Here is a 22,643-nt window from a genome sequence, read left to right as displayed (position 1 = left end):
ATGACCTCCCCGTCCGGCGTCGACCCCCGCATCGTGGCTTTGGCCAAGGCGATCGGCATGGTCGACGGCGACGGCAACGTAAACCAGGACTGGTTCGCCGATCCGATCAGTCGCCTGCGCGGCATGGTCGCCAATCCGGTGCAGCGCCGTGCCCTGCTCGATCTGCTCGACCTCGCGCTGCCCCCGGTAGCCGGGCTCGGCAGGCCGGGCGAGTCCTGGCATCCACTGTTCGAAAAGGACCCGTTCGGGCTCTACCTGACCGTCGCCGGTGACGTGCTCGGCGTGGCCGCCCGCGCGGGCACCGGCGCGGGCGATCCGACCGCCGCCCTGGTCCTCACCCTGCCCCTGGTCGATGCCGCGTCCGAGCTGACCGTCATCGCCGGAACCGCGGCCGGCCCGCTGGAGGTACGCCTCGACCTGGCCACCACCGGCATCGACGCCTCCGTACTGGCCCGCGTCGAGCTGGACGGTGGCGGCTCCGTCCGGATCGTCCTGCGCGACATCGACCTCGGCGATGGGCTGCCGCGTACCGTCGAGCTGGACCCGGCGGCGCTGGACGCCGGAGCCGCGCCGGTTCTCGTCGCGCTCGTCCGGGAAGCCTTGGAGCGCATCGGCGTCGGCAACAACCCTGTGGTCGTCCACCTGCCCGGCGTGCTCGGGCTGATCGCCGGCGTGCCGGCGTTGCCGTTCGCACGGCTCGGCAGCGACCCGACCGCCTTCCGCGACTGGATCGGCGCGCTCACGGCCGACCCGGCCGTGCTGCGCACCTGGTTCGGTCACTTGGCCGGGCTGGCCGGCGCCGATCCCACGATCGCCGGCGAGGGCACCGAGGAGCAGCCGTTCCGAGCCGTTCTGCTCGCGATCGCCGACGGGCCGCGGCTGGTGCTCACGCTGGCGCGCACCGGCTCCGGCGACACCGGCCGGGTCCTGATCGGGCTGCGCGCGGAGCTGACCGACGGCACGGTCCGGCTGGATGCGGGCGCCACCCTCGCGGCGATCGCGACGGGCGGCACCGCCGCCGCCGTGATTCTGCCCGAGGCGGGGATGAGTCTCGCCGCGGTGCCTCAGCTGCCGCCGTCCGGCACCGTCCAGATTGGCTCGGTCACCGCGGGGCTGCGCTGGCAGGGCGCTGCGGTGCAACCGCACCTCGCACTGCACCAGGTGACCCTCGGCGGCAACACGTACCCGGTGCTGGACCTCTCCAGCGCCGACGCGGTGGAAACGGCCGCGGCGACCGCGATCGGGGACGCCCTGAGCCAACTGCTCGGGCCGACCGGTCCCGGTCACGCGCTCGCCGCGCTGATTGGACTCGTCCCCCCGGCGGCCGACCCAACCTCACCGCACCGGGTCGCGATCGCCGACCTAGCGTCCGCGCCGACGCGGGCGATCGCCGCGTTCCACCGGGCGGTCCTCGACGACCCCGGCCGGTGGTCGGCGCTGCTGGCCGAGCTGGCCGCGCTCGCCGGCCTCGACGGCGAGGTCAGCGGCACGGGCAGCGGCATCGACCCGTGGCGGGTACGGCTCGCCTCGGCCGGCAGCGTGAAGGTGGACCTCGCCGCCTGGGACGAGCGCGGCTCCGCTGACCCGCACGCGCACGGGCTGCGGATCGGCTTCCAGCTCGACGCCGACACCGGGTGGGTGGACCTCACGGCGCGGGCGGGGCTGCTCGGCTTCGACCTGACCGACGGCCCCACCGCCACCGCGCTGCTGCCCGGCGTGGCCCTGACCGCCGGCACGGTCCCACCGGCCGTGGTGACCCCAGGCGGCACCCGACTCGATGCGCAACGCGCCTGGTTGCAGGCCAGCTGGCGGCCCGGGACCGCACTGCGCATCGACGGGCACGTCGCGGACCTCACGCTGCGCGCCGACGGCGAACGGCTCGGGCCGGTCGACATCACGGTGCCCGCACCCGGCGGCTTCGACCCCACCGCCCCCGACCTGGGCATCGGCGTCCCGCCGGACGTTCTCGCCGCGCTGCTGCGCCTGCTCGTCGCGGAGGCGGCGCTGGGCTGGGGCGGCCCCCGGGCGGCGGTGACGACCGCGCTGCTCGGCCTGCACCGGCGGCTACCCGGCCTGCCCGGCGACTGGCCGGTGCTGCTGTCCGGCCGCCCCGACGATGACCTCGCTGCGCTGCTCCGCGACCCGGTGCCCGCACTGCGCAACCAGCTGCGACAGCTCGCCACTGGGGTGTCCAGCGGCGGGATCCCGTTCGCGGTGCCCGCGCTGCGCTGGCTGACCGCCGTGCTGGGCGGCGCCGACACCCTCGACCCCGCCCTCCTGCCGCCCCTGCCTGCCGGATGGGGGACCGAGGAGCACCCGTGGCGGCTGGTGCTGCCCGCCGACGACCGCGTCGAGCTGCTCCTGTGGACCGGGGAAACCGGCCCGGGACCGGGCTGGGCCGAGGCTTACGCCCGCCACCTCCTCGACGCGGAAACCGGGACCGCGCTCGTAGAGCGGCTGCGGGTCATGGCCGACCCGCTGCCCGCCCCGTCCGCGGCGTTGCATGGGCGCGAACCGGAGACACTCGGCGACGCGGTGGACGCGCTTGCCCGCTGGTGTGCCGACAGCGACGGCGTCGTACCGCACTGGTCCCAGGTCGCGGTCGGCCCGGCGTGGCAGGTGGGGGAGACGCTGACCTGCGCCCACCAGGACCTGCCCGGCGACCCGAACGCCATCGCCCAGGTTCGCCACCAGCTGGACGCCGCCGCCGCGCCCGACGACCGGTGCGTCCTGCTCGTGTCGGCACCGTTCGCCGACCACCGAGCCTGGCGCGCGCTGCTCGCCGAGATCGACCCGGAGCACGCCCCCGACGCGCATTTCCACCTGCGGGTTCCCGGCGTCGACCCGATGACTGTCGACCTTGCCGAAACCAGGGCGGTCTCCCCGACGTACACGGTCGACCTCGCCGACCGGAACGCCGACCCGCTGAGCCTGCAGGGGCAACTCGGCCGGGTCGTGGAGCGTGCCCGCGCCCTCACCGGCCACCCGCGGGTGCATCTCGTCGCCCATTCCACCGCCGGCGTCACCGCCCGGGCGTTCGCCGCCGCCCACCCGGACCGGGTCGCCGGGGTCATCACGCTGGGCACACCGCATGCCGGCAGCCCGCTCACCCCGGTGACCGACGCCGGCCTGGCCGACGCGGTCCGCTTCGCCGCCACCCTCGCGCCCGATGGCCGTACCGCTCCGCTGCGCGCAGTGGCGTTCCTGGCCGGCGGGCCGGCCACGGCGGCCTTCGCCGGCCTCCCGGGCGACCACGCCGACGCCGCCACGCCGGGCTTCGCTGTCTGCGCCGTCGCCGGGCCCGCACTGGTGCCACACCTGGCCGCGGAGGTCGCCCGCCAGGTGTACGACGTGGCCGCCGGCCCGGCGACGGAAGCCCTCCGCACGCTGGCCCTGGGTTTGTCCGTGCGACCCACGGTGCCGGATGTGGCCGCCCGGGTCCGGGTCCCGCTGGCGGAGGTGCTGCTGGACCCGACGGCGCCACCGGTGCCTCGCCGACGCCGTCTGCAGGCCGAGGCGTGGCTCAGCACCTCCGACGGATGGTTGGTCCCCGGCCGGGTCCGCGCCGCCCGCGTGGGGGTCACGATCAGCAGCGCCGGCGACGGCGGCCGCACGGTCACCCCGATCGCCGACCTGCACGACGTCACGTTGGGTGGCCCGATCGAGCCGCTCGTGTCGTTCGACGCCGCGCTGCGGCGGCTCGGCGACCGCACCGCGCCGCTGCCGCTCGGCACCGTACCCGGGCTCGTGGTGAACGCCCTGCGCACTGCGGGGCTGGTTCCGGCCGGCGCGGACGTGCTCGACCCGGCCGCCCTGCGGCAACTGGCCGCCGTGCCCGCGGCGTACCTCGCCGGGGCGGCCACCGCGCTGGCCGATCTGCTGCTGCCCACGGTCGGCGTGACCGGCCCCGTAGGCGGGCCGTGGCGCGTGGCGTTGCCGCAGTTCGGCACCCAACTGACGGTCAGCGCGGGGCCCTGGACGGCGACGTTGGTGCCGCTCTCCTCGGCCGGTCACCTGCCGCCGGTGCAACTGACCGGAACCCTTTCCCTCCCGTCGGGTGTCACGGAAGCCGACGCGACCGCCCGGTCCGGTGCGCTCGCCGCGCGCTGGACGGCGGCGACCGGCCGGTTGACCGCGGAGATCCCGGGCTGGGTCGACCCGATCGTGCTGCTGCCCACCGCCGCCACGCCGGCCGTGCCGCCCGGCGCTCCCGCTGCACTGGCCTACGCGGCGCTCGACGCCGTCGCCTCCCTCGTGGCGGGCGCGCTGCTGCCCGAGGGGCGCAAGCTGCTGCCGCTCGGGCGGCTGCTGGCGGCGCCAGCCGCGTTCCTCACCGGCAGGGGCATCCTCGCCGGCCCGGGCGGCGACGTGGACCCGACCCGGCTCAACGACCTGCTCGGCGCGGCCGGCGACCTGCTCGGCCTGGACACCACCCACGGCCTGGCGTTGCCCGGTGGGCTGACCGTCCACGCCGTGGCCGATCCGGTGCGACTGATGCTCACCGCCACCATCGAACTGGGCCCGGACGAACGGCTGGAGATCGGCGCTGGCGTCGGGCTCACCGGCCCGGGTGCCGGGGCCCCGACCGGGCAGCTCAGCCTGACCCGAGCGGTGCCGGGGGACTGGACGTCGGTGACCGTGACCGTGGGCGTTGACCGCCACGGGTTGGCGCTGTCGGTCACTCCGGCCGGCGCCACCCCGATCACGCTGCTACCGCAGGTCGACGGCGTGGGCGCGCTGGCCGGGGCGGCGACCCGCCTGCTGCCGCAAGTGCTTCAGGCCATGGTGGCCGCCGTCAAGGCCGACGGGCCGCCGGGACCGGTCTTCGACGGCGCGCTGGCCGTGGCCGCCGCCTTGGGCATCTACGGCGACGACGCGGACGGCTTCCTGCGCGCCGACCGAACCGCCGAGCTGGCCAGAATGTTGCAGCCGGGCTGGCTTGAGTCGCGGACCGCATCGGCGTCGGATGTCGCCACCCTGATCGTGGACCTGCTGCAGGCGATCGACCTGCCCTTCGACCGGGTCGAGGATCTCGGCTCGGCCGTCCGCGCGACCGTCGGCCTCGCCGGCGGCAGCCTTGCCGTCACTGCCGGCTGGTCGACCACCGGATCACCGATCGTGCTGGTCGACCTCGCCGGGATCGACCTCGGACCGGTGCTGATCGAGCAGGCGTGCCTCGGGTACGACGGTGAACTGCACGCCCACCTGCGGGTGGGACTGCGTCCGCCGGCCCCGGTCGCGTTCCTGCGGCCCTCGCTCGACGTCGACCTGGACGTCGACGTCGTGCACGGACGGGCCCGGTTCGCGGTGCGGGTGCTCCCCTTCGGGGCGGCGGAGGCCTCGGACGCGGCGATCACGCTCGCTCCCGTACCCGGCGTCGTCATGACCGAGGACGGCGCGATCGCGCTGGTGCAACGCTGGGCCGTCCCGCTGGTCGCGACCATCGTGCTGGCCGCCTTCGCCGACGACCTGGACACCCCCTGGTGGGCGCACGGTCCCTCGGCGCTGTCCATTCTCACCGCCGCCGGCGTCGTGGTGACCGGGCCGGACGGTCCCGAGGTGGCCGCCGATCCGCCGCCGGTGCCCGAGATGGCGTTGCGCGGACTGGCCGCGCTCGCCGGCGGCCTGTCCGTGCCCCTCGCCGACCTGCACGTGGCGCTGGTCGCCGAGGGCGGCCGCTACGGTGTCCGGCTCACCGGCCGCCAGCCGGTCGACGCCGGCGACCTGCGGGTCAGCCTGCGTTTCGGTGACACCGACTGGCTCACCGACCCCGCCGCCGGTGTCACCCTGTGGCTGCTGGCCGACCCGCCGTCGGGGACCCTGCCGGCGCTGCGGCCGGCGTTGCAGCTCACCGGCCTCGGCGTGGTCCTCTCCGGCCGGGACGCGCCGCTGCTGGACACCAGTCTGCGGATCCGCGCGCTCGGCGTGTTCGCGTTCGCCACCGCGAATTTCGTCGATCCTCACGGAGCGCCGGCGGTGTCCGTCACCGGCCTCGGGGCCGGCGCTCAGCTCGACGACGCCCACCTCGTGCTGTCCGCGGCCGACGCCGATTCCTTCATCGCCCAGCTCCTGCCCTCGGATGTGGAGGCACCGCTCGACCTCGCCGTGTCCTGGCGCCAGCCGGAAGGGCTGCGGCTGCACCGGGCAGCCGCGGCCGGTGGCCTGGAATTGACCATCCCGCTGGACGTGCGGGCGGCGCTGTTTCAGCTCACCGAGATGTGGTTGCGCCTGGGTATCGGCGCCGGTACGACGGCCGTGGCGGCCGCGGTCAGCGGCAAGGCCGATCTCGGCCCGCTGCACCTGGTGGTGAAACGCGTCGGGATTGAGGCACGGTTCGGCGCCACAGGGGCGGGGCTGGCGTTCCGGGCGCCCGATGGCGCCGGTCTGTCCCTGGACGCGGGAGTGGTGTCCGGCGGCGGCTACCTCGCCCACGACGAGGCGCTGCACCAGTACTCGGGCGCGGTCCAGCTGCAGTTCGCGGCGGTGTCGCTGAAGGCCGTTGGCATCATCACGACCCGGGCACCCGACGGGTCGCCCGGCTTCTCCCTGCTGATCATCATCGCGGCCGAGTTCACCCCGATTCAGCTGGGCTTCGGCTTCACCCTGATCGGCGTCGGCGGCCTGCTCGGGTTGAACCGCACCACGGACCTGCCGGTGCTGCGGGCCGGCGTCCGGGAGGGGACGCTCGGCTCGGTGCTGTTCCCCACCGACCTGGTCGCCAATGCCCCGAAGGTGATCAGTGACCTCAACCGGGTCTTCCCGCAGGCGCCCGGCCGGTTCCTGATCGGGCCGATGGGCAAGCTGGCCTGGGGCACCCCACCGATCATCACAGTCACCCTGGGCGTCATCCTCGATCTGCCGGCACCGGTGCGGCTGATCATCATGGGCCGGATACGTATGGTGCTGCCCGACGAGCGGGACGCTGTCGTCGCCCTCAACCTCGACGTCCTCGGCACGGTAGACTTCGACCGCGGTGAGCTGTCCTTCGACGCGTCGCTGTTCGACTCCCGGGTGGCTGCGTTCGACATCACCGGCGACATGGCGTTACGGGCCTCGTGGGGGCGCAACCCGATGTTCGCCCTGTCGGCGGGCGGTTTCCATCCCCGGTTCCGGGCTCCGGTCGGCTTTCCGGCACTGCGCCGGCTCACGATCAGCCTGGCTACCGGCGACAACCCTCGCATACGCCTGGAGTCCTACCTCGCGCTGACCTCCAACACGGCCCAGTTCGGGGCCCGGCTGGAGCTGTACGCGGAGGCGTCCGGGTTCAACATCCAGGGGTGGCTGGGCTTCGACGCCCTGTTCCAATTCGAACCGTTCGCGTTCGAGGTCGACATCACCGGCGGCGTCCAGCTCCGGCACGGCAACACGCTGCTGTTCGCCGTCACCGTCGAGCTGCACCTGTCCGGCCCGCGGCCCTGGCACGCCCACGGCCTGGCCACCTTCCACGTGCTGTTCATCGACGTCTCTGTCGCGTTCGAGGTGACGTTCGGCCGGCCCGACGCGCCACCACTGCCCGAACCCGCCGACGTCGCCACGATGCTGGAGACGGCTCTGGCGGACGTCCGCAGCTGGAGCGCCCAACTGCCAGCCAGCAGCGACACCCTGGTCACCCTGCGGGAGATCACCCCCGGCGCCCGGGAACTGCTCGCGCACCCGCTGGGCACGCTGGCGTTCACCCAACGGGTGGTCCCGCTGGCCACCGTGATCGAACGCTTCGGCACCGCCCGGCCGAAGGACGACACCCGCTTCGACGTGAAGGTGTTCGTCAACGGCCCGGCCGCCACGGTCGAGGCGATCCAGGAGGAGCAGTTCGCGCCCGGGCAGTTCTTCGTCCTCACCGACGACGAACGGCTCAACCAGCCCTCGTTCCGGCGCATGCCGGCCGGTCAGCGACTCGCCACCAGCACGACCGGGCGCGACCGGTGGCAGGTCCGCGCGGCGCCCCTGGACTACGAGGAGAAGGTGATGGACGAGCCCGACGGCGTACAGCTCACCGCCCGGGCGGCCCGCCGCCCGCGGCTGCGCCGACTCACCGGCGACCAGCTGGCGGTCCAGGTGCAGCGGTCGGCGGCCGCCGCGTCCCCCGCGCGACGCGCCGGCGCCGGCCGCTTCGCCGGCCCGAGCCTCGGTCTGGGCGTGACCGAATGACCGACGGACTTCTCGCCTTCCTCTCCTGGACGCGCAGCGGGATCGCCGCCGGTGGGGCCGCCCGTGACCCGCTCACCGGCAACCTGCCGGCCGGCGCGCCGGTGGACCTCGCCGTCAAGGTGAACACCCGCACGCCGCAGCGGCTGGCCGCCCGCCTCTACGGCCCGGGCGACGTGACCGGCCTCGACACCCGGCAGATCATCCGCACCGACCCCCGGCCCGAGGACGACACGTTCCCACCGCACCTGTTTCCTCTGGTGGAATTCGACCGGCCCGACCTGCCCTGGCTGCTGACCCCGGCCACCGCGGCGGACCGCGACCGGCTGCGGCCGTGGCTGGTGCTCGTCGTGGTGGAACGCGACCACGCCGAACTGCTCCCCGGCGGCGCGCTGCCGGCCCTGAAGACCCGCCTCGAACAACTGCCCGACCTCGCCGAGTCACACCTGTGGGCACACGCCCAGGTCGCGCTCGACGGGGCACTCGACGACGCCCGCGTCGACCGGCTGCTCGCCACCGCTCCCGACCGGACGCTGTCGCGCCTGATCTGCCCGCGCCGTTTGCAACCCCGCCGCGCCTACCTGGCCTGCCTCGTGCCGGCCTTCGAGCCCGGCCGCAAGACCGGACTCGGCCTCGACCTCGACAATGTCGACCGCACCACTTTGCGACCGGCCTGGACCGCGGGCAGCGGGCAGGCCCCGCTGCTGCCCGTCTACCACCACTGGTCCTTCTCCACCGGTGACAGCGGCAGCTTCGAGGCGCTCGTCGAGCGGCTCCAGGGCCGGCCGCTGCCCCGCGAGGTCGGCGTACGTGATCTCGATGTCAGCAGGCCCGGCGGCGGCCTGCCAGCGATCGATGCCGGACGACCCGGTGCCGTCGTGGAGCTCGAGGGTGCCCTGCGCTCGCCGGCCACGCTCGCCGCCCCCTGGTACCCGTCGGCCCGCGCGGCGTTCGAGGCCGCCCTGCGCCCGCGTCTCGAGCCCACCGACGCCGACCAGGTGATCCCGCCGCTGTACGGCCTCATCCACACCGGCCGCCGCCGCTTCGGCGGCGACGCCGACCAGATCAACTGGCTACGGCAGCTGAACCTCGACCCCCGCTACCGGGCCATCGCCGCCCTCGGTACCCGGGCCGTGCAGGACAACCAGGAGGATCTCGTCGCCGCCGCCTGGGAGCAGGTGGCCGCGCTGCGGGAGCTGAACCAGGCGCTGCGCTACGGCCAGCTCGCCCGCACCGTCGACCAGGCGATCTACGACCGGCGGATCGACGCGGCCCGACCCGGCCCGGTGCTGCCGGACGACCGGCTGCTGCAGATCACCGACCCGGTGCACCAGGCGCTGGGCACCTCCGCCAAGCTGGCCGCCGGCCGGGCCGTGCGCGCCACCACCACATCCGCCTTCCGCAAGGTCACCCGCCCCGGCCGGCCGCTGGCCCGGCTGGCCGGCGAGACCGTCGCCCGGCCGATGGCCCGGCTCGCCGCCCGCGACGTCACCGTCACCCCGCCGCTGCCGGTACCGCCGGGCATGGCCTCGCCGGAGGCCCTGTCGGCGGGCGAGACGATGCGCGCGCTCACCGGCACGCGGGTCAAGCTTCCACTCTGGATGGCGGCGCCGACGGGACCGACCCAGCAACCGGTGCCGGCCGACCCGCGGGCCGCCTTCCCGGGCGCGTTCATGCCCGGCCGGGTGTTCGTCACCACCACCGACGGGCGGCTGATGTCGCGGGTCACGCAGGGCGCGTTCAGCGGCTGGCAGGACCACGGCAACCCGCCGGGCACCACCGCGGCCAGCGCGCCCGCCGCCATCCGTGACCTGCGGGTGTATGTGACCGGCGGCGACCGGCAGGTCTGGGAGCTGGCCTGGGACGGCGACTGCTGGGCCTGGCAGCGCCTCCCACTGCCGGACAACCTGCAGGTCATCGGGGGCGTAGCGCCGTGGACTACCTGGGCGAACTCCCGCCCCATCGGCGGTGGCCTGGCCCGCACCGGTACCTACGACATGGTGTGGGTGGTGGCCACCGACGGCAACCTGTACCAGCTCAACAGCGCCGGCGGCTGGAGTTCGCACGGGAACCCGGGCGTGCGTCTGACCGGCCGCCCCGGCAGCGTGGACGCCTGGTCGCTGCTCGTGCCGGGCACCGACGGCTACCTGTGGAGCCGAGCGATCAATAGCGACAGCGGCGCGTGGCAGTGGACGCAGCTGCGCGGCATCACCACCACCGCCCCGATCGGCGGCGCCCAGCCCTTCGCGGTTAACACTCAAGACATCCGCCGGTTCGCTGGCGGCCGGCTCGCGAACGAGCTGTGGATCTACAGCCTCCAGCTGTCCCCGCCCGCGTTGCGCTGGACCCGCGCGCGCACCGACCTGGGCGCCCTGCTGGGCGTACTGCCCGGCCAGGGCATCCTGATCAGCACCACCAGCGGCGAGGTACTGCTCGGCTCGACCGCCAACGCGCTGACCGTCACCTGGCAGCCGTTCCTGCCACCCCCACCGGGCTTCACCGCCGGGCAGACCCTGCGCGGCGCGGTACGACCCGACGGCGTGGTCGTGACCGCCGTGAACGGCCACTACCTGGAGGGCTCTGGCGGCACCTGGACCGACTTCGGCCCGCCGCTCAGCCCCGGCGTCGGCGCGCCCAACGCGACGCCCGCCCAGCACCGGCGATGGCGCCCGGTCCTCGGGCTCATGGGCAGCATGGTGGTCGCGCACGTCGACGCCGCCGCCGGCGGGGACCGCCTGCACGAGCGGGTCGGCGCGGACCTGGGGTACGACGCCGAGGTACGCGGCGGGTGGAACCTGCTGAGCCCCATGCCGGACTCGATCGGCGCGGACACCCAGGGCATGGGCATCGCGCTGGCCGACGTACGCGGTCGCGGCGGCGACGCGCCTCGCCGGGATCTGGTCGCGCTGTGGATCCAGGAATACGGCGGCGGCAACTTCCCCACCTACCGGGTTGGCTTCGACCTCGGCGCCGGTGGCGCACCCACCTCGTGGTCGCCGGTGAAGCGCTGCCCGACACCGGTGGCCACCACGATCACCTCCGGCGGCGCCCTCACCACAAAGGTGCGCGTCCGGGACACCGACATCGACGTGGCCGACCTCGACGGCGACGACCGCCCGGAGCTGATCATGGCGTACGTCAGCGAGGAGGCATCGCCGCGGGCGTTCTACCGGATCGGATGGTCGCTGAACGCCGCCGGCGACGTCACCCAGGGGTGGAGCGAGTCGCAGCCGTTGCCGGCGCCCGGCGCCCCGACCGTCGGCATCGGCGTCGCGGTCGCCGACGTCACCGGCGACCTGCGGCCGGACCTCGTCGTGCTCTACGTGACCCGGGCCGCCGGTGGCGGCCTGCAGGCGACGTACCGGATCGGGTTCGGGCTCAACGCCCGCGGCCGGGTGACCGGCGGATGGAGCGTACCCATCGCCGTCGGCGGCGGCCCCCTCCCCGCCGCCCTGCAGGGCGTGGCGCTGACCGTCGCCGACCTCACCGGCAACGAACGCCCGGACCTGGTGGTGCTGCTCGTGGAGAACGGACCGACCAGCAACACCGGCTGGTACCGCGTGGGCCGAGACCTCAACCCGACGACCCGTGAGGCCCGGGCATGGAGCACCAGCCAGCGGATTCCCGGCTGGTTCGGTTGGGAGAACCGGGGCGCGGGCGTCGCGATCGGCGACCTCGACCCGCAGCTGATGGACCGGAGGAAGGTCTTCGCGCAGGCGTTCCACGACGCGGCCAAGGACCACCAGGCGGTCCTGGCCGTGGCGCAGCGCCTGGCCGCGGCGGACGACGCGGTGGTGCCGCTACAGACGATCGCCTCCGCCACCCGTACCGCGTTGCAGCCCGCACGGCGGGTCGAGCAGCGCGTCGCGGCCCGGGTGCAGGGTGTCGACCTGACCCGGGTGCCCACGACCGACCGGCTCAACCCGGTGCTGGCCGCGCCCTCGTTCGACGTGCCCGCCTACGAGCTGGTGCGCGACATCGCCCGGGAACACCTGCTGCCCGGCATCGACCGCATCCCCCCGGACACCGTGTCGTTGCTGCGCGCCACACCCGCGTTCATCGAGTCGTTCCTGGTCGGGCTCAACCACGAGATGGCCCGGGAACTGCTCTGGCGTGAGGTGCCGGCGGACCGGACCAGCACCTTCTTCCGGCAGTTCTGGAACCGGACAGACGCCCGCGACGATATACCACCCATCGACCGGTGGCGGCCCACCGCACAGCTCGGCGCCTCCGCCGCCGGCGTGGGCGGCCCCGACATGGCCGTGCTCGTCATCCGCGGCGAACTGCTGCGCCGATACCCGAACACGGTGGTCTCCGCGATCCGGGCGACCTACGTCAACGGACGTCGCACGTTGAGCACGACCACCCTCCCGCCCGACTTCCACGGCTCGATCGACCCGGACATCCTATTCTTCGGCTTCCCGCTCACCGTCGCCGAGGCGCGGGGCACCGTCGGCACCGACGCCGGCTGGTTCTTCGCCTTCCAGGAACACCCCACCGAGCCCCGGTTCGGGCTCGACGAACCGGACGCCGCGCCGGCGTGGGGCGAGGCGCCGCCAGCGTGGAACCACCTCGACTGGGCCGCCGTCGTCCCGAACCAGGCCGCCCTCGACACGCTGACCCACGTGCCGCTGACCGTGCCCTTCCCCCGCGACACCACACTGTCGGTCCGCGACGACCGTCCCGGCGCGGACACCTTCCGGTGGGCCGAGAACGCCGCCCACACCGCCCACATCACCCTCCAACGGCCCGTGCTGTTCGCCATCCACGCCACCGACCTGCTGCCCCACACCACGGGGGAGTGGCACGTCACCCACGTGGTCAGGGTCCGGCGCAGCGTCGCGGCGGTGGCAGGGCAACATCCGGACGGCCGCTGGTGGCGGCTCAGCCTCGCCGAGGCGATCGCGGCCGTACGCCTGCGCGAACGGCTGTTCGTCCAGCCGCCGGGCCAGCTTCCGGCCGAGGTGGTGGTGGTCCGCGGCCGCGGTGGCCGCGAGTATCTGCGTACCCGGGCCGGCGGCGGCCTCGGGGACAACCTCCGCGCCCTGCCCGACCTGCCGAAGGATGCCAATGTCTGACCCGCTGCCCGCCACGCCTGGACAGTGGCGCATCACCCACGTGGTCAGGATCGAGCACAACATCACCGCCGTGGCCGGGCAGTATCCCGACGGCCGCTGGTGGCGGCTCAGCGAGGCCGAGGCGGTCGCGGCCGTACGGCGGGGCGAGCGGCTGTACGTGCAGCCGCCGGGCCGGCCCGCAGCGGAGGTGGTGGTGGTCCACGGCCCCGGAGGCCGGGAGTATCTGCGTACCCGGGCCGGCGGCGGCCTCGGGGACAACCTCCGCACCCTGCCCAGCCTGCCCAAGAGCGCCCTGTCCGACCTGCTGCCGCACGACGCTGCCCGCCCGTTTGCGCTGCTGCCGGTGCGGATCGAGACTCGCTTCGCCGGCACCGACCTGCGGGTACGCGTCTTTCCCGACCAGATCCACGTCGACACCCATGAACCGGAGCTGACCGCCGACGAGCTAAGCGCCGGGCACCGGTACTGGGAGGCGGTCTGGCGGTCCGGTGGCGATGCCACTGCGCAGGCCGCGGCCTGGGACGACCTGGTCACCCGGCTGCCGGCCGAACGCGCCGCCTGGGTGGCCCGCTGCCTGGAACCCCTCAACCCGGGCGACCGCCCCACCACTGCGGTTCCACCCGAGGAGGATCTGGACCCACCCCCGCGCTTCGGCAGTCCGACCAGCCGCCCGGACACCTGGACGCGGGCGCCCCGGGCGACCGCCCTACCGAACCGGTGGCACGTCGTGGCGATCGTGAATGGACCGCCGGCCATCCGCCTGGAAGCGACCAGCGCGCCCATTCGCAAACCCCTGGTCATTGGACCCGGCCGCGGCTTCAACCCCGGCAACCTGACCCCGGACGCCCTGCCGGTGGACGCCGCCACCCGCTGGATGGTCGACTTCGAGGAGGCACGCCGCGCGGGCATGGCGATCACGCTCTCTCTCGCCGGCCACCCCGAGCTGCTGACCGGCGGCATCGACCGGCTGCTCGTGTACGGCGTCCGCGAGAATCCGGACCCACTGGCCGCCGCCCGAGAACTGGCCGACCTATTCGAGGCGCACCAGCACACCCACGGCCTCACCTACGTCGGCCAAGGCACACCGACCAACCAGACCGCCACCGCCGCCCGGGTGCCGGGCCGCCGCAGCCCCGAACGCGCCGCCGCGCTGCGGGTCACCGACACCGACCGCACGCCCGCCGACGCCCAGGCCAACGCCTCCATCCTGGCGTCCGCGTTGGGCCTGGGACTCGACTCCACCGACCCGCGCCCCGGCCCGTCCCGACGGCCGGGACCGCCGGGACGCCCGCTGGCACTCGCCCGCGCCGTCGACGCCGCCCGCGACGAGCAAGCCCAGGCGCGGGCGATGAACACCCTGCTCTGGCCGGCCACCTGGGGCGGCTTCCTCTGGCAACAGATGGACCCGATGTTCGCCGACGCGGCCATCACCACCGGGCGCCGGCACTTCCAGGCGTACGTGCGCGCCGGCGGCCCCCTGCCGGCGGTGCGCGTCGGTGACCAGCCCTACGGCATCCTGCCGGTCACCCCGCTCGCGGCATGGAAGCCGACCGAGACCCGAGACCTCGACCCGCCGGGCATCCCACCGTCCGTCGTGGACTTCCTCGCCCGGCTCCGCCGGGATGTGTGGACGCCCGCGGTGGCGGGACTGCCGCACGTCGCCGGTCACGGCCCGGATCCGCAGGAGACGGTGCTGCGCATCCTCGGCATGGCCCCGACCGCCCAGCAGATCTACGGCCGCAGCCTCCTCGGCATGGAGTACTTCGCCTACCTGTGGCGCTTCGCCGACCTCAACCTGCACGAGAACTGGCGTTCGCAGCTGCGCGACGGCGCCGACGCGCTGCGCGCCCGGCTCGGCCTGCCCGCCTGGAACCCCCGCGTCGGCCAGGCTGTGTTCGGCGCCAACTCCTTCCCCATCGGCTCCCCGATGGTGGCCGCCGCCACCGGCCCAAACCCCGCCCAGTACCTGACCGAGATCGCCACCGCGACCCCGGAGGCACTGCGGGACCGCCGCGAGATCGCCCCCAACGGCCAGACGCCACTGCTGTACCGGCTGGCGCGCCACGCGATGCTCACCGAGTACGCGATGGCCGCGGCCCGCGTGCTGAACCGGCAAACGCCACCGCCGCCCACAAGCGAGCACCTCGACCCCGAACTGATCGGCATCCTCCCCGGACGCACCACGGTCACGCTGTGGGAACGGCTCGCACGGACCGTACGGACACCGTCGGGCGCCAGCCGCAACCTCACCGACTACCTCATGAACCCGGAGTCCGGCGACACCGCGACGGCCGGACTGGTCGAGCTGCGCGCCGCCCTCACCCGGCTGGCCACGTTGACGCCGGAGACCAACGACCGGCTGGTCCGCGAGACCCTGCCCCTGAGCTCCCACCGCCTCGACGCGTGGCTCACCTCCCTCGCCACTCGCCGGCTGCGCTGGATGCGCACCCGCAGCGCCGCCGCCGCGGGCGGAATCCACCTGGGCGCGTACGCCTGGGTCGAGGATCTGCGCCCCCGACCGACACGCCAGGAGGTCCTCCCGCGCCCGAAGGGCGAGGACCAGCAGCCCGTCTACCGCCAGCCGGACAACGCCGGATTCATCCACGCGCCCTCCATCGGCCAGGCCACCACCGCCGCCGTGCTTCGGGCCGCCCACCGCGCACACGCCACCGCCGCCGGCGGCCCCCTCGCCGTCGACCTCCCGTCCCGCCGGGTACGCCTCGCCTCCTGGCTCCTCGACGGCGTACGGCAGGGCCAGCCGGTAGGCGCCCTGCTCGGCTACCGCTTCGAACGCGCCCTCCAGGAGCACCCCGTCGGCACGCTGGCCGCCTACCTCGACGACTTCCGGGCCCTGGCACCGGTCCGCGGCACCCGCGTCGCCGCCGGGGAACCGCCCCAGGAGTCGGTGGCGGCCACTGACGTGGTCGACGGCCTGGCGCTGCACCGGCTGTGGCGGTCCGGGCAGCTCCGCCTCGACGCGCTGGGCCTCGACGCCCGGCACCCCGCCGAGCGGGACGCCGCGCAGGAGGTGCTGCGCTACCTCGACGATGCCGTCGACGCGCTCGCCGACGCCCTGCTGGCCGAGTCCGTGCACCACGCCGTGCAGGGCCAGCCGCTGCGCGCCGCGGCAACCCTCGACGCCACCGCCGGCGGTGAATCCCCGCCGCCCGAGCTCGAGGGCATGCGCACCCCCCGTACCGGCACCGCCGTCACCCATCGGCTCGTCGTCGCGCTCGGCGACACCACGCCGGCACCCGGCTGGCCGGTCGACGCGACCCAGGCCCGGCAGGCCGCCGCGCCGCGGCTCGACGCATGGCTAGGCCGCCTGCTGCCGACCCCGGACCGGGTCCGCTGCCGCGTACGGGTGGACGCACCCGACGGCAGCTTCCTGTACCGCCTGGTGGACCTCGCCGCGTTGCGTCTGTCCGCGCTCGACTACGTGCTGATGCCGGAAGGCAGCGGGCAGGGCCAGCCGACGGAGCTGGAGCAGCACCTCATCGCCGCGCTCCGGTCCCGGCCGGACGTCGGCCCCCGTGCCGGGCTCACCTTCGACTACGCCCGGGATCCGCGCTGGGCCCCGGAGGTGGTCACCGTCCCGGAGTTCCTGGAGGCGGTCCGCGCCGCCCGCGCCCTGGTGACCACCGCCCGGGCGCTGGAGCCGCGGGACCTCACCGTTCCTGAGGCACCGGCGGTGCCCACACCAGCCGACCCGGACCTGCAGGACCGCGCTACCGACGCCGTGCGCGCCCTCAGCGCGGCGGCCGAGGCCCTCACCGACCCGACCCGGCTGCGCGAGGGACTGCGCCAGGCCACCGCCCTCGGCGTTCCGTTCGCCGTGCCCCCGGCACCGGACAACACCGCCGAGGCGACGGCCGCGCTGGCCCAGCAGGCCACCTCCGCCCTCGGCGAGGTGACCCGCCGCCAAGGCCTCGCGGCCGCGTCGACGACCGACCGGGACCGGTTGAGGGCGGTGTTCGGCGAGAACTTCCCAGTCGTCTCCGCGTTCGTACCAGCCGACATGACGGCCGTGAACCCGCCCCTGGCCGACAGCACCGCGCTGCTGGGCAACGACCCGTTCGCCGCAGTCACCTGGGCCACCCGCACCGCCCGGGTCCGGCCCGGCGTCCAGCGTCTCGTCGCCGCACTGTCGTACGCCGACGCCTTGCAGACAGGCGACTCGTTCTCGCTCACCGTCGCGCAGCGACCCTCCGCCGACCACGACCGCTGGCTTGGCCTGAAGGCCGCCGCCGGCACGCCAGCGGGCAGCCGGGTATCACTGGTCGTACACGCCGCGCCGGAAGCCCGGTTCGACCGGGCCGCCGGGCTGGTCGTCGACGAATGGACCGAGGTGATCCCCAACGCCCGGGAGACCACCGCCGTCGCCTACCACTTCGACACCCCGGCGGCCAGCGCCCCCCAGGCCGTACTGCTGGCCGTGCCGCCCGACGCCAGCACCTCCTGGAGCAGGCGCCTGATCGAGCAAACCCTGCTCGAGGCGATGGACCTCGCCCGGCTGCGGCTGGTCGACTTCGAGGCGCTGCACCCGATCGACCCGGACGCGCTCACCGACATCGGCCAGTTCCTGCCCGCCGCGTACTTCGCGCTCAACCTGAAGAGGGACGTCGTGTCCACCGACTTCACCGAGGGGAAGTAGCAGTGTCGTCCGTGACGAGCTGGACCCGACTGGAGCCGAGAGCCCGCGGCGTCGACATGCGGCCCTCGCTGGAGGCGCGGGTACACGACCCGCTCTGGCTGCTCGGCCGGCAGTGGCAGGTCGGCGAGTTCCAGGGTGAGGACGCGGGCACGCCGATCGCGGCGCGCCTGCGGGGGCGCGCCGACCGGCTCACTGCCTGGCGGCCGGGATCTGACCCCAGCCAACCCGAGCGCCCGTACGACGGGAGCGTCCCGCTGGAGGCGCTGGTGGAACGCGAGGGTCCCGCACCTGACGCCCGCCTGGCGTCGGACGCCGGCCAGCACCTGGTGCGGCTGCTCGCCCACGCCGGCCTGGGCCGCTACCGCGGCATGCTCTGCACGGCCTATCCGATCGCCCCGCCCGCCGCGGACACCGACCCGGACAGCTTCCGCTACCTGACCCTTATGACCGGCCGGGCTCCCGACGGCGACAAGATGGCCGCCGCCTTCCGCGAGCCACTCGCCACCGGCGCGCTGCCCGCCGCGCTGTCCGTTGACGCCGGCGACCGCGACGCGTTCCGCGCGATTGCCCGCACCTGGCTGACCTGGTACGACGCACTAGTCACCCGCCCCCTTGACGATCAGAGCACCTGGCAACCGTCTCGACAGGAGTACGGGTTTGCCGTTTCCGCCCAGACCGACGGCACCCCGGTCACTTTGGAGGCGACCGAGTACGCCGAGGGTCGGCTGGAGTGGCACAGCTTCACCGCCCGACCTGGCCAGTCAACCCCGACCGCGTCTGCGGAGAATGTCGTGGCCACCGCGCTCGCGGCACCTGTCGTCTACCCGGGCATGCCGGCCCGACGCTGGTGGCAGTTCGAGGACAGCCAGGTCGACTTCGGTGGCATCGAGGCCGCGCCGGAGGACCTCGGCCGGATGCTGCTCGCCGAGTTCGCGACGGTCTACGGCAACGACTGGTACGTGTTGCCGGTCGACCTGCCCGTGGGCTCGCTGACGACTGTGCACTCCCTCGTCGTCATCGACACGTTCGGCGAGCGGACGCTCGTCGACCGCGTACGCGATCCCGAGTGGTCGATGTTCGAACTCTCCCTGCACGACGCCGGGCCGGGCGACGAACGCCGAGCCGATTGGCTCTTCCTGCCGCCCGCTCTCGGCTGGTCGCTCGAAGGCGAACCCGTCGAAGAGGTGCTGCTGACCCGAGATGAGCGGGCAAATCTTGCCTGGGCGATCGAGCGCGTCGTTGAGGGCGTGGCCGGTGGGCGCATCGACCGTTTCACCCAGTGGCAGGCGCGGCGCGCCGCCGAGGTGCCGGATCACGAACCAGGGCCGGACGATCCCATCGCCTACCGTCTCATGACCGAAGTACCGGACCATTGGATTCCGTTGCTCCCGCATGAGCTGTCGCCCGGCAGGATCGAACTGCGCCGTGGCGCGGTCCGACGGCCGACGCCCGAGGGCGAGGTGGAGGTCGAGCCGGAGGGGCGCTTGCTGATGCCCGGTCAACCGTTGAGTCTCTTCGAGGAGGAGGTGCCCCGGGAAGGAGTGACGGTCACTCGGAGTTGGCAATACGCTCGCTGGACGGACGGCTCGTCATATCTCTGGCTGGGGCGTCGTAAGCGGCCGGGCCGAGGGGAGAGCTCGAGCGGTCTCGTGTTCGACCGGCTTGCCGCCGCCGATCGGCATGTCGATTGACGAGAAACCGTCAGGCGTTTGCCCCTGGCACGCCCTTACAAACGGCATTGAATCTCCTCAAGGATCCTGCGTCTGAAAGTCCCGGCCGCCGATTACCTCGTGCTGTCGTTGGCCGCTCGCGGGTTGACGACCAGGGAGATCGCGGCGCACTTCGACGACGTCTACGGGGCGAAGAGCAGCAAAGCTGTGGCCACGAGCCGGATCTGCCGCAGATAAGGCGTGGCATCCGTGAGTGAGCCCGGGCGACAACCGGGCCGTGGGAGCAGGTCGGGAGCGCCTGATGCTAACGGTCGCTGGCGGGCGTCGGCGTCAGCCAAGGCCGCTCGGGCCAGTAGCCAGATTCGATGCCGAACAACCTGCAGGACGGTCCATCTCAGCCTGACGGCGGGCAACCCTGGTGACGAGCCGGGGATCGGGGGAGCAGGTTGGAAGCAACAGGGTGCACTGAACGGCCCTCAACCGCATTGATCGGCACCCGACGGCACGCAACTGCACCCACCCCTGCCTGCGGCTTCTCGTTTTTGCAGGTCAGAGTCGGTGCAGCGCCCTGCTTCGCACCGAAGAGGTCGCTGGTTCGATCCCAGTATCGGCCACCATGAATATTTGCAGGTCAGAAGCCCGTCGTCGGAAGTGCCGGTAATGGGCTTTCTGCCATCTGCCCCTTAAATTGGGAGCAGATTGGGAGCAGCCCGCTCCCCGCGACCTGGGCGACCACCAGCGGCATGAAGTCTTCGTGGCGCCGTTGCTGGGAGCCGGATTCACTCACCGGCGGCGCATGATGGCGTAGACCATCCTGCTGCTGGCGAATTCGGAGACGGTGACGAGTTCCCACCCAAACTTCTCGAGCACTTCTGCCGCAGCCACCGCCTGGGTGACCTGATCGCCGCCGATTCCGTGGTGGGAGACGATGGACAGGAGCCGGTAGGGATACGCGCGCAGGTCGGCGTGGTTGCCGAGGATGGCGCTGGCGGCGACGGTGCGGGTGCGCGTGATCTGTTCGAGGGCTTCACGGGCGCTCATGCCGGCACCATAGCCGCTTGTTGCACGGACAGTTCCGGCCGATGACAGCGGGTATGTTCGTGGTCGTGCTGGTGTCGCCCCGTGTTCCCTGCCTGCTTGCTGCACTCGTCGTCTTCGCGGTCTCCGGCTGCGGCGGCGGTGGGGACCCCCCGACCGCTGCTCCGTCGGCAGAGGCGCAGGTATCTACCGGGGTTCCCAGCGCCTCCACTTCGGTCCGCAGGCCCTCCTACACGGCGGTCGACGTGGACTTGTGTGCGCGTACAGATCTTGGGCCGCTGGCGGACCTTGGTGTGACGGTGACGCGAACCGACCCGAAGCCGCCTGCTGGACGGCCGGGGGCGGCGTGCCTGTTCGAGATGCGCACCAAGGCGGGTTATCAGGCGAACCTGCGGGTGGAGGCGTCCACTCCCGCGTCTGAGGACGAGGCTCGCCTGCTTTACCGGGGTACCCGGCAGGCGACGGGCATGACGTCGGTGGGAGCGGTGGCGAACGTGGGGGAGGAGGCGGAGGCGTTCACGAAGCGGTCCGAGCCGGGGTTCCGGTACGCCGAGTACATGGTGCACGCCCGCAGCGGCAATCTGGTGGTGAAGGTGTGGCTGGCCGTCGGTGCTGCTTCCTACACGCCCACGGAGACGCTGGCCGGAAAATCCCTGACCTTGCTCAAGGCGACCCAGGCGTCCGTGCCCACCGCATGATGCCGCGGGCCTGCGAGCCGCTCGGCAGGGTGCGCGTCGGGCACGGCGGGTGTCGATGCCACCGCCAAGTCAGGAGCACTTATCCTCCGCCGGCCCCGCCATCCTGGAGTCGGGTGGAGATTGGCGCCAATACCGGAGGGGTGGGTTCCTCTCAGCCGCGCACGGCTTGCGGCCACTGTCCTCCCGGCAGCTTCGAGTAGTCCCCGACCTGGGTGGCGATGTCCCGCACGTTGCCCAACGCGTCTACGAACCGTTGCGCGATGGTGAGCAGGGTGTTCAGGCCGGCGGTCACGGAGTCACCGACGGACTCTGCGAGGGTGGAGATGGCCCAGGGCAGGTCGATCACGGTGGTTGCCTCGGCCGCGGCCTGAACCAGCTTGCCGGCGAGGCCTGTGACGATCTTGGCTAGTTCCACGGCGTAGTCGACGTTCGCCTTGGCGATCTTGAACAGCCACTGGCTGATGAACTCTGACTTCAGCACGGATTCGTCGATGGCGGCCTTCTGTTTGACGGCCTTGGCGTTGTAGGCGCTCGCCGCGTCGCCGGTCCACTTGGCCAGGTTCTCGTCGACTGGTTCCGTGGTGACGAATGACAGGTCGGAGACGGGCCGCTTCACGTCGTTGACCCAGCGGAAGCTGGTATTGATCAACGAGAGTACCGGTAGTTGATGTTCCAGGGCCCGGTCGACGTGGTCGAGGACGGCGTTCAGAGCGCTGCGGGTGGCGTCCAGGTTGTGCTTGATCCACCAGAGCGCCGCCGGTCCGAGGAGCCACTTCCACTCTTTGACCTGGTCGACGATCTCGTTGAACTTGCCGACGGCGGTGTCGATGCCCGAGCGGATCTGGTCGAAGGCCATGTTGAACGGCTCGCCGTACTCGATGTCGGAGGTTCCAGGCTGCATCGGGTGTTCGTGTCCTTCGTCGTCAGGCGGTGTAGATCTTGTTGAGGTCGAGGGCGACAACCTTGTCGGCGCGGTCGTATTCGTCGGCGATGCGCCGGAGCGCTCCGCCGATCTGCTCGAACTCGGTGACGGCGCCACCGAGGACGTCGATCATGAAGGTGTGGAAGTCCCGGTACGCGACCGAGTGGATGAGGACGTTTGCGTCGCCGATGAAGAAGGCCGATGCGTCGAGGTGCAGCTGCTCGGCTGCGCTCTTGATCGCGGCTACCTGGTCGGACAGCTTCAGCCACTTGCCGCCCTCGGCGCGGACGGCATCGGTGATGACGTTCAGTTCGTTCATTCGTGCACCTCAGGAGCGGTTGCGGGCGCGGGCCAGTGTGTAGGTCCGGAACAGGGCTAGGCCGTGTTTCATAGCTTGGTTCAGAGCCATTCGTTGATCGCGGCGACGTGGAGTGTGGC

At 73.1% G+C, this 22,643-nt stretch carries 8 protein-coding genes; 5 read left to right on the top strand and 3 right to left on the bottom strand.

Annotated features, from left to right (window positions below):
* From V6U88_RS29685 to V6U88_RS29670, 4 genes are read left to right on the top strand one after another with little or no spacing between them, the layout of a single operon-like run.
* Entirely contained in the window at positions 1 to 8,148 is an 8,148-nt protein-coding gene (locus tag V6U88_RS29685; RefSeq protein WP_334458207.1) for an alpha/beta fold hydrolase, read from the top strand.
* Positions 8,145 to 13,223: a DUF3892 domain-containing protein gene (locus tag V6U88_RS29680; protein WP_334458206.1), complete on the top strand. Its 5,079-nt coding sequence runs from the start codon at positions 8,145 to 8,147 to the stop codon at positions 13,221 to 13,223. Before V6U88_RS29685 ends, V6U88_RS29680 begins: the two co-directional genes overlap by 4 nt.
* The gene (locus tag V6U88_RS29675) at positions 13,216 to 17,877 is read left to right on the top strand and encodes a DUF3892 domain-containing protein (protein ID WP_334458205.1); all 4,662 of its coding nucleotides are present in this window, start codon (positions 13,216 to 13,218) and stop codon (positions 17,875 to 17,877) included. Before V6U88_RS29680 ends, V6U88_RS29675 begins: the two co-directional genes overlap by 8 nt.
* A gap of 11 nt (positions 17,878 to 17,888) precedes the next feature.
* Complete coding sequence (locus tag V6U88_RS29670) at positions 17,889 to 19,568, top strand: hypothetical protein (RefSeq protein ID WP_334458204.1); 1,680 nt, start codon at positions 17,889 to 17,891, stop codon at positions 19,566 to 19,568.
* Positions 19,569 to 20,330: 762 nt separating this feature from the next.
* On the opposite strand, the gene V6U88_RS29665 is transcribed toward V6U88_RS29670, so the two are convergent.
* Positions 20,331 to 20,588, bottom strand: a complete 258-nt coding sequence (locus V6U88_RS29665; protein WP_334458203.1) for a transcriptional regulator — start codon at positions 20,586 to 20,588, stop codon at positions 20,331 to 20,333.
* A 17-nt stretch (positions 20,589 to 20,605) separates the two neighbouring features.
* Here V6U88_RS29665 and V6U88_RS29660 point away from each other — a divergent pair, with 17 nt between their 5' ends.
* On the top strand, positions 20,606 to 21,283 hold the full coding sequence (locus V6U88_RS29660) for a hypothetical protein (RefSeq protein WP_334458202.1): 678 nt from the start codon (positions 20,606 to 20,608) through the stop codon (positions 21,281 to 21,283).
* Between the two features lie 151 nt (positions 21,284 to 21,434).
* On the opposite strand, the gene V6U88_RS29655 is transcribed toward V6U88_RS29660, so the two are convergent.
* Both V6U88_RS29655 and V6U88_RS29650 read right to left on the bottom strand, forming a co-directional pair.
* On the bottom strand, positions 21,435 to 22,184 hold the full coding sequence (locus tag V6U88_RS29655; RefSeq protein ID WP_334458201.1) for a hypothetical protein: 750 nt from the start codon (positions 22,182 to 22,184) through the stop codon (positions 21,435 to 21,437).
* 22 nt (positions 22,185 to 22,206) lie between these two features.
* Positions 22,207 to 22,524: a hypothetical protein gene (locus V6U88_RS29650; RefSeq protein ID WP_334458200.1), complete on the bottom strand. Its 318-nt coding sequence runs from the start codon at positions 22,522 to 22,524 to the stop codon at positions 22,207 to 22,209.
* Between the last annotated feature and the right edge of the window lie 119 nt (positions 22,525 to 22,643).

This window comes from Micromonospora sp. CPCC 205739, from assembly GCF_036906795.1.
Taxonomy (GTDB): Bacteria; Actinomycetota; Actinomycetes; order Mycobacteriales; family Micromonosporaceae; genus Micromonospora.
This window is presented reverse-complemented; position numbering and strand designations above follow the sequence as displayed.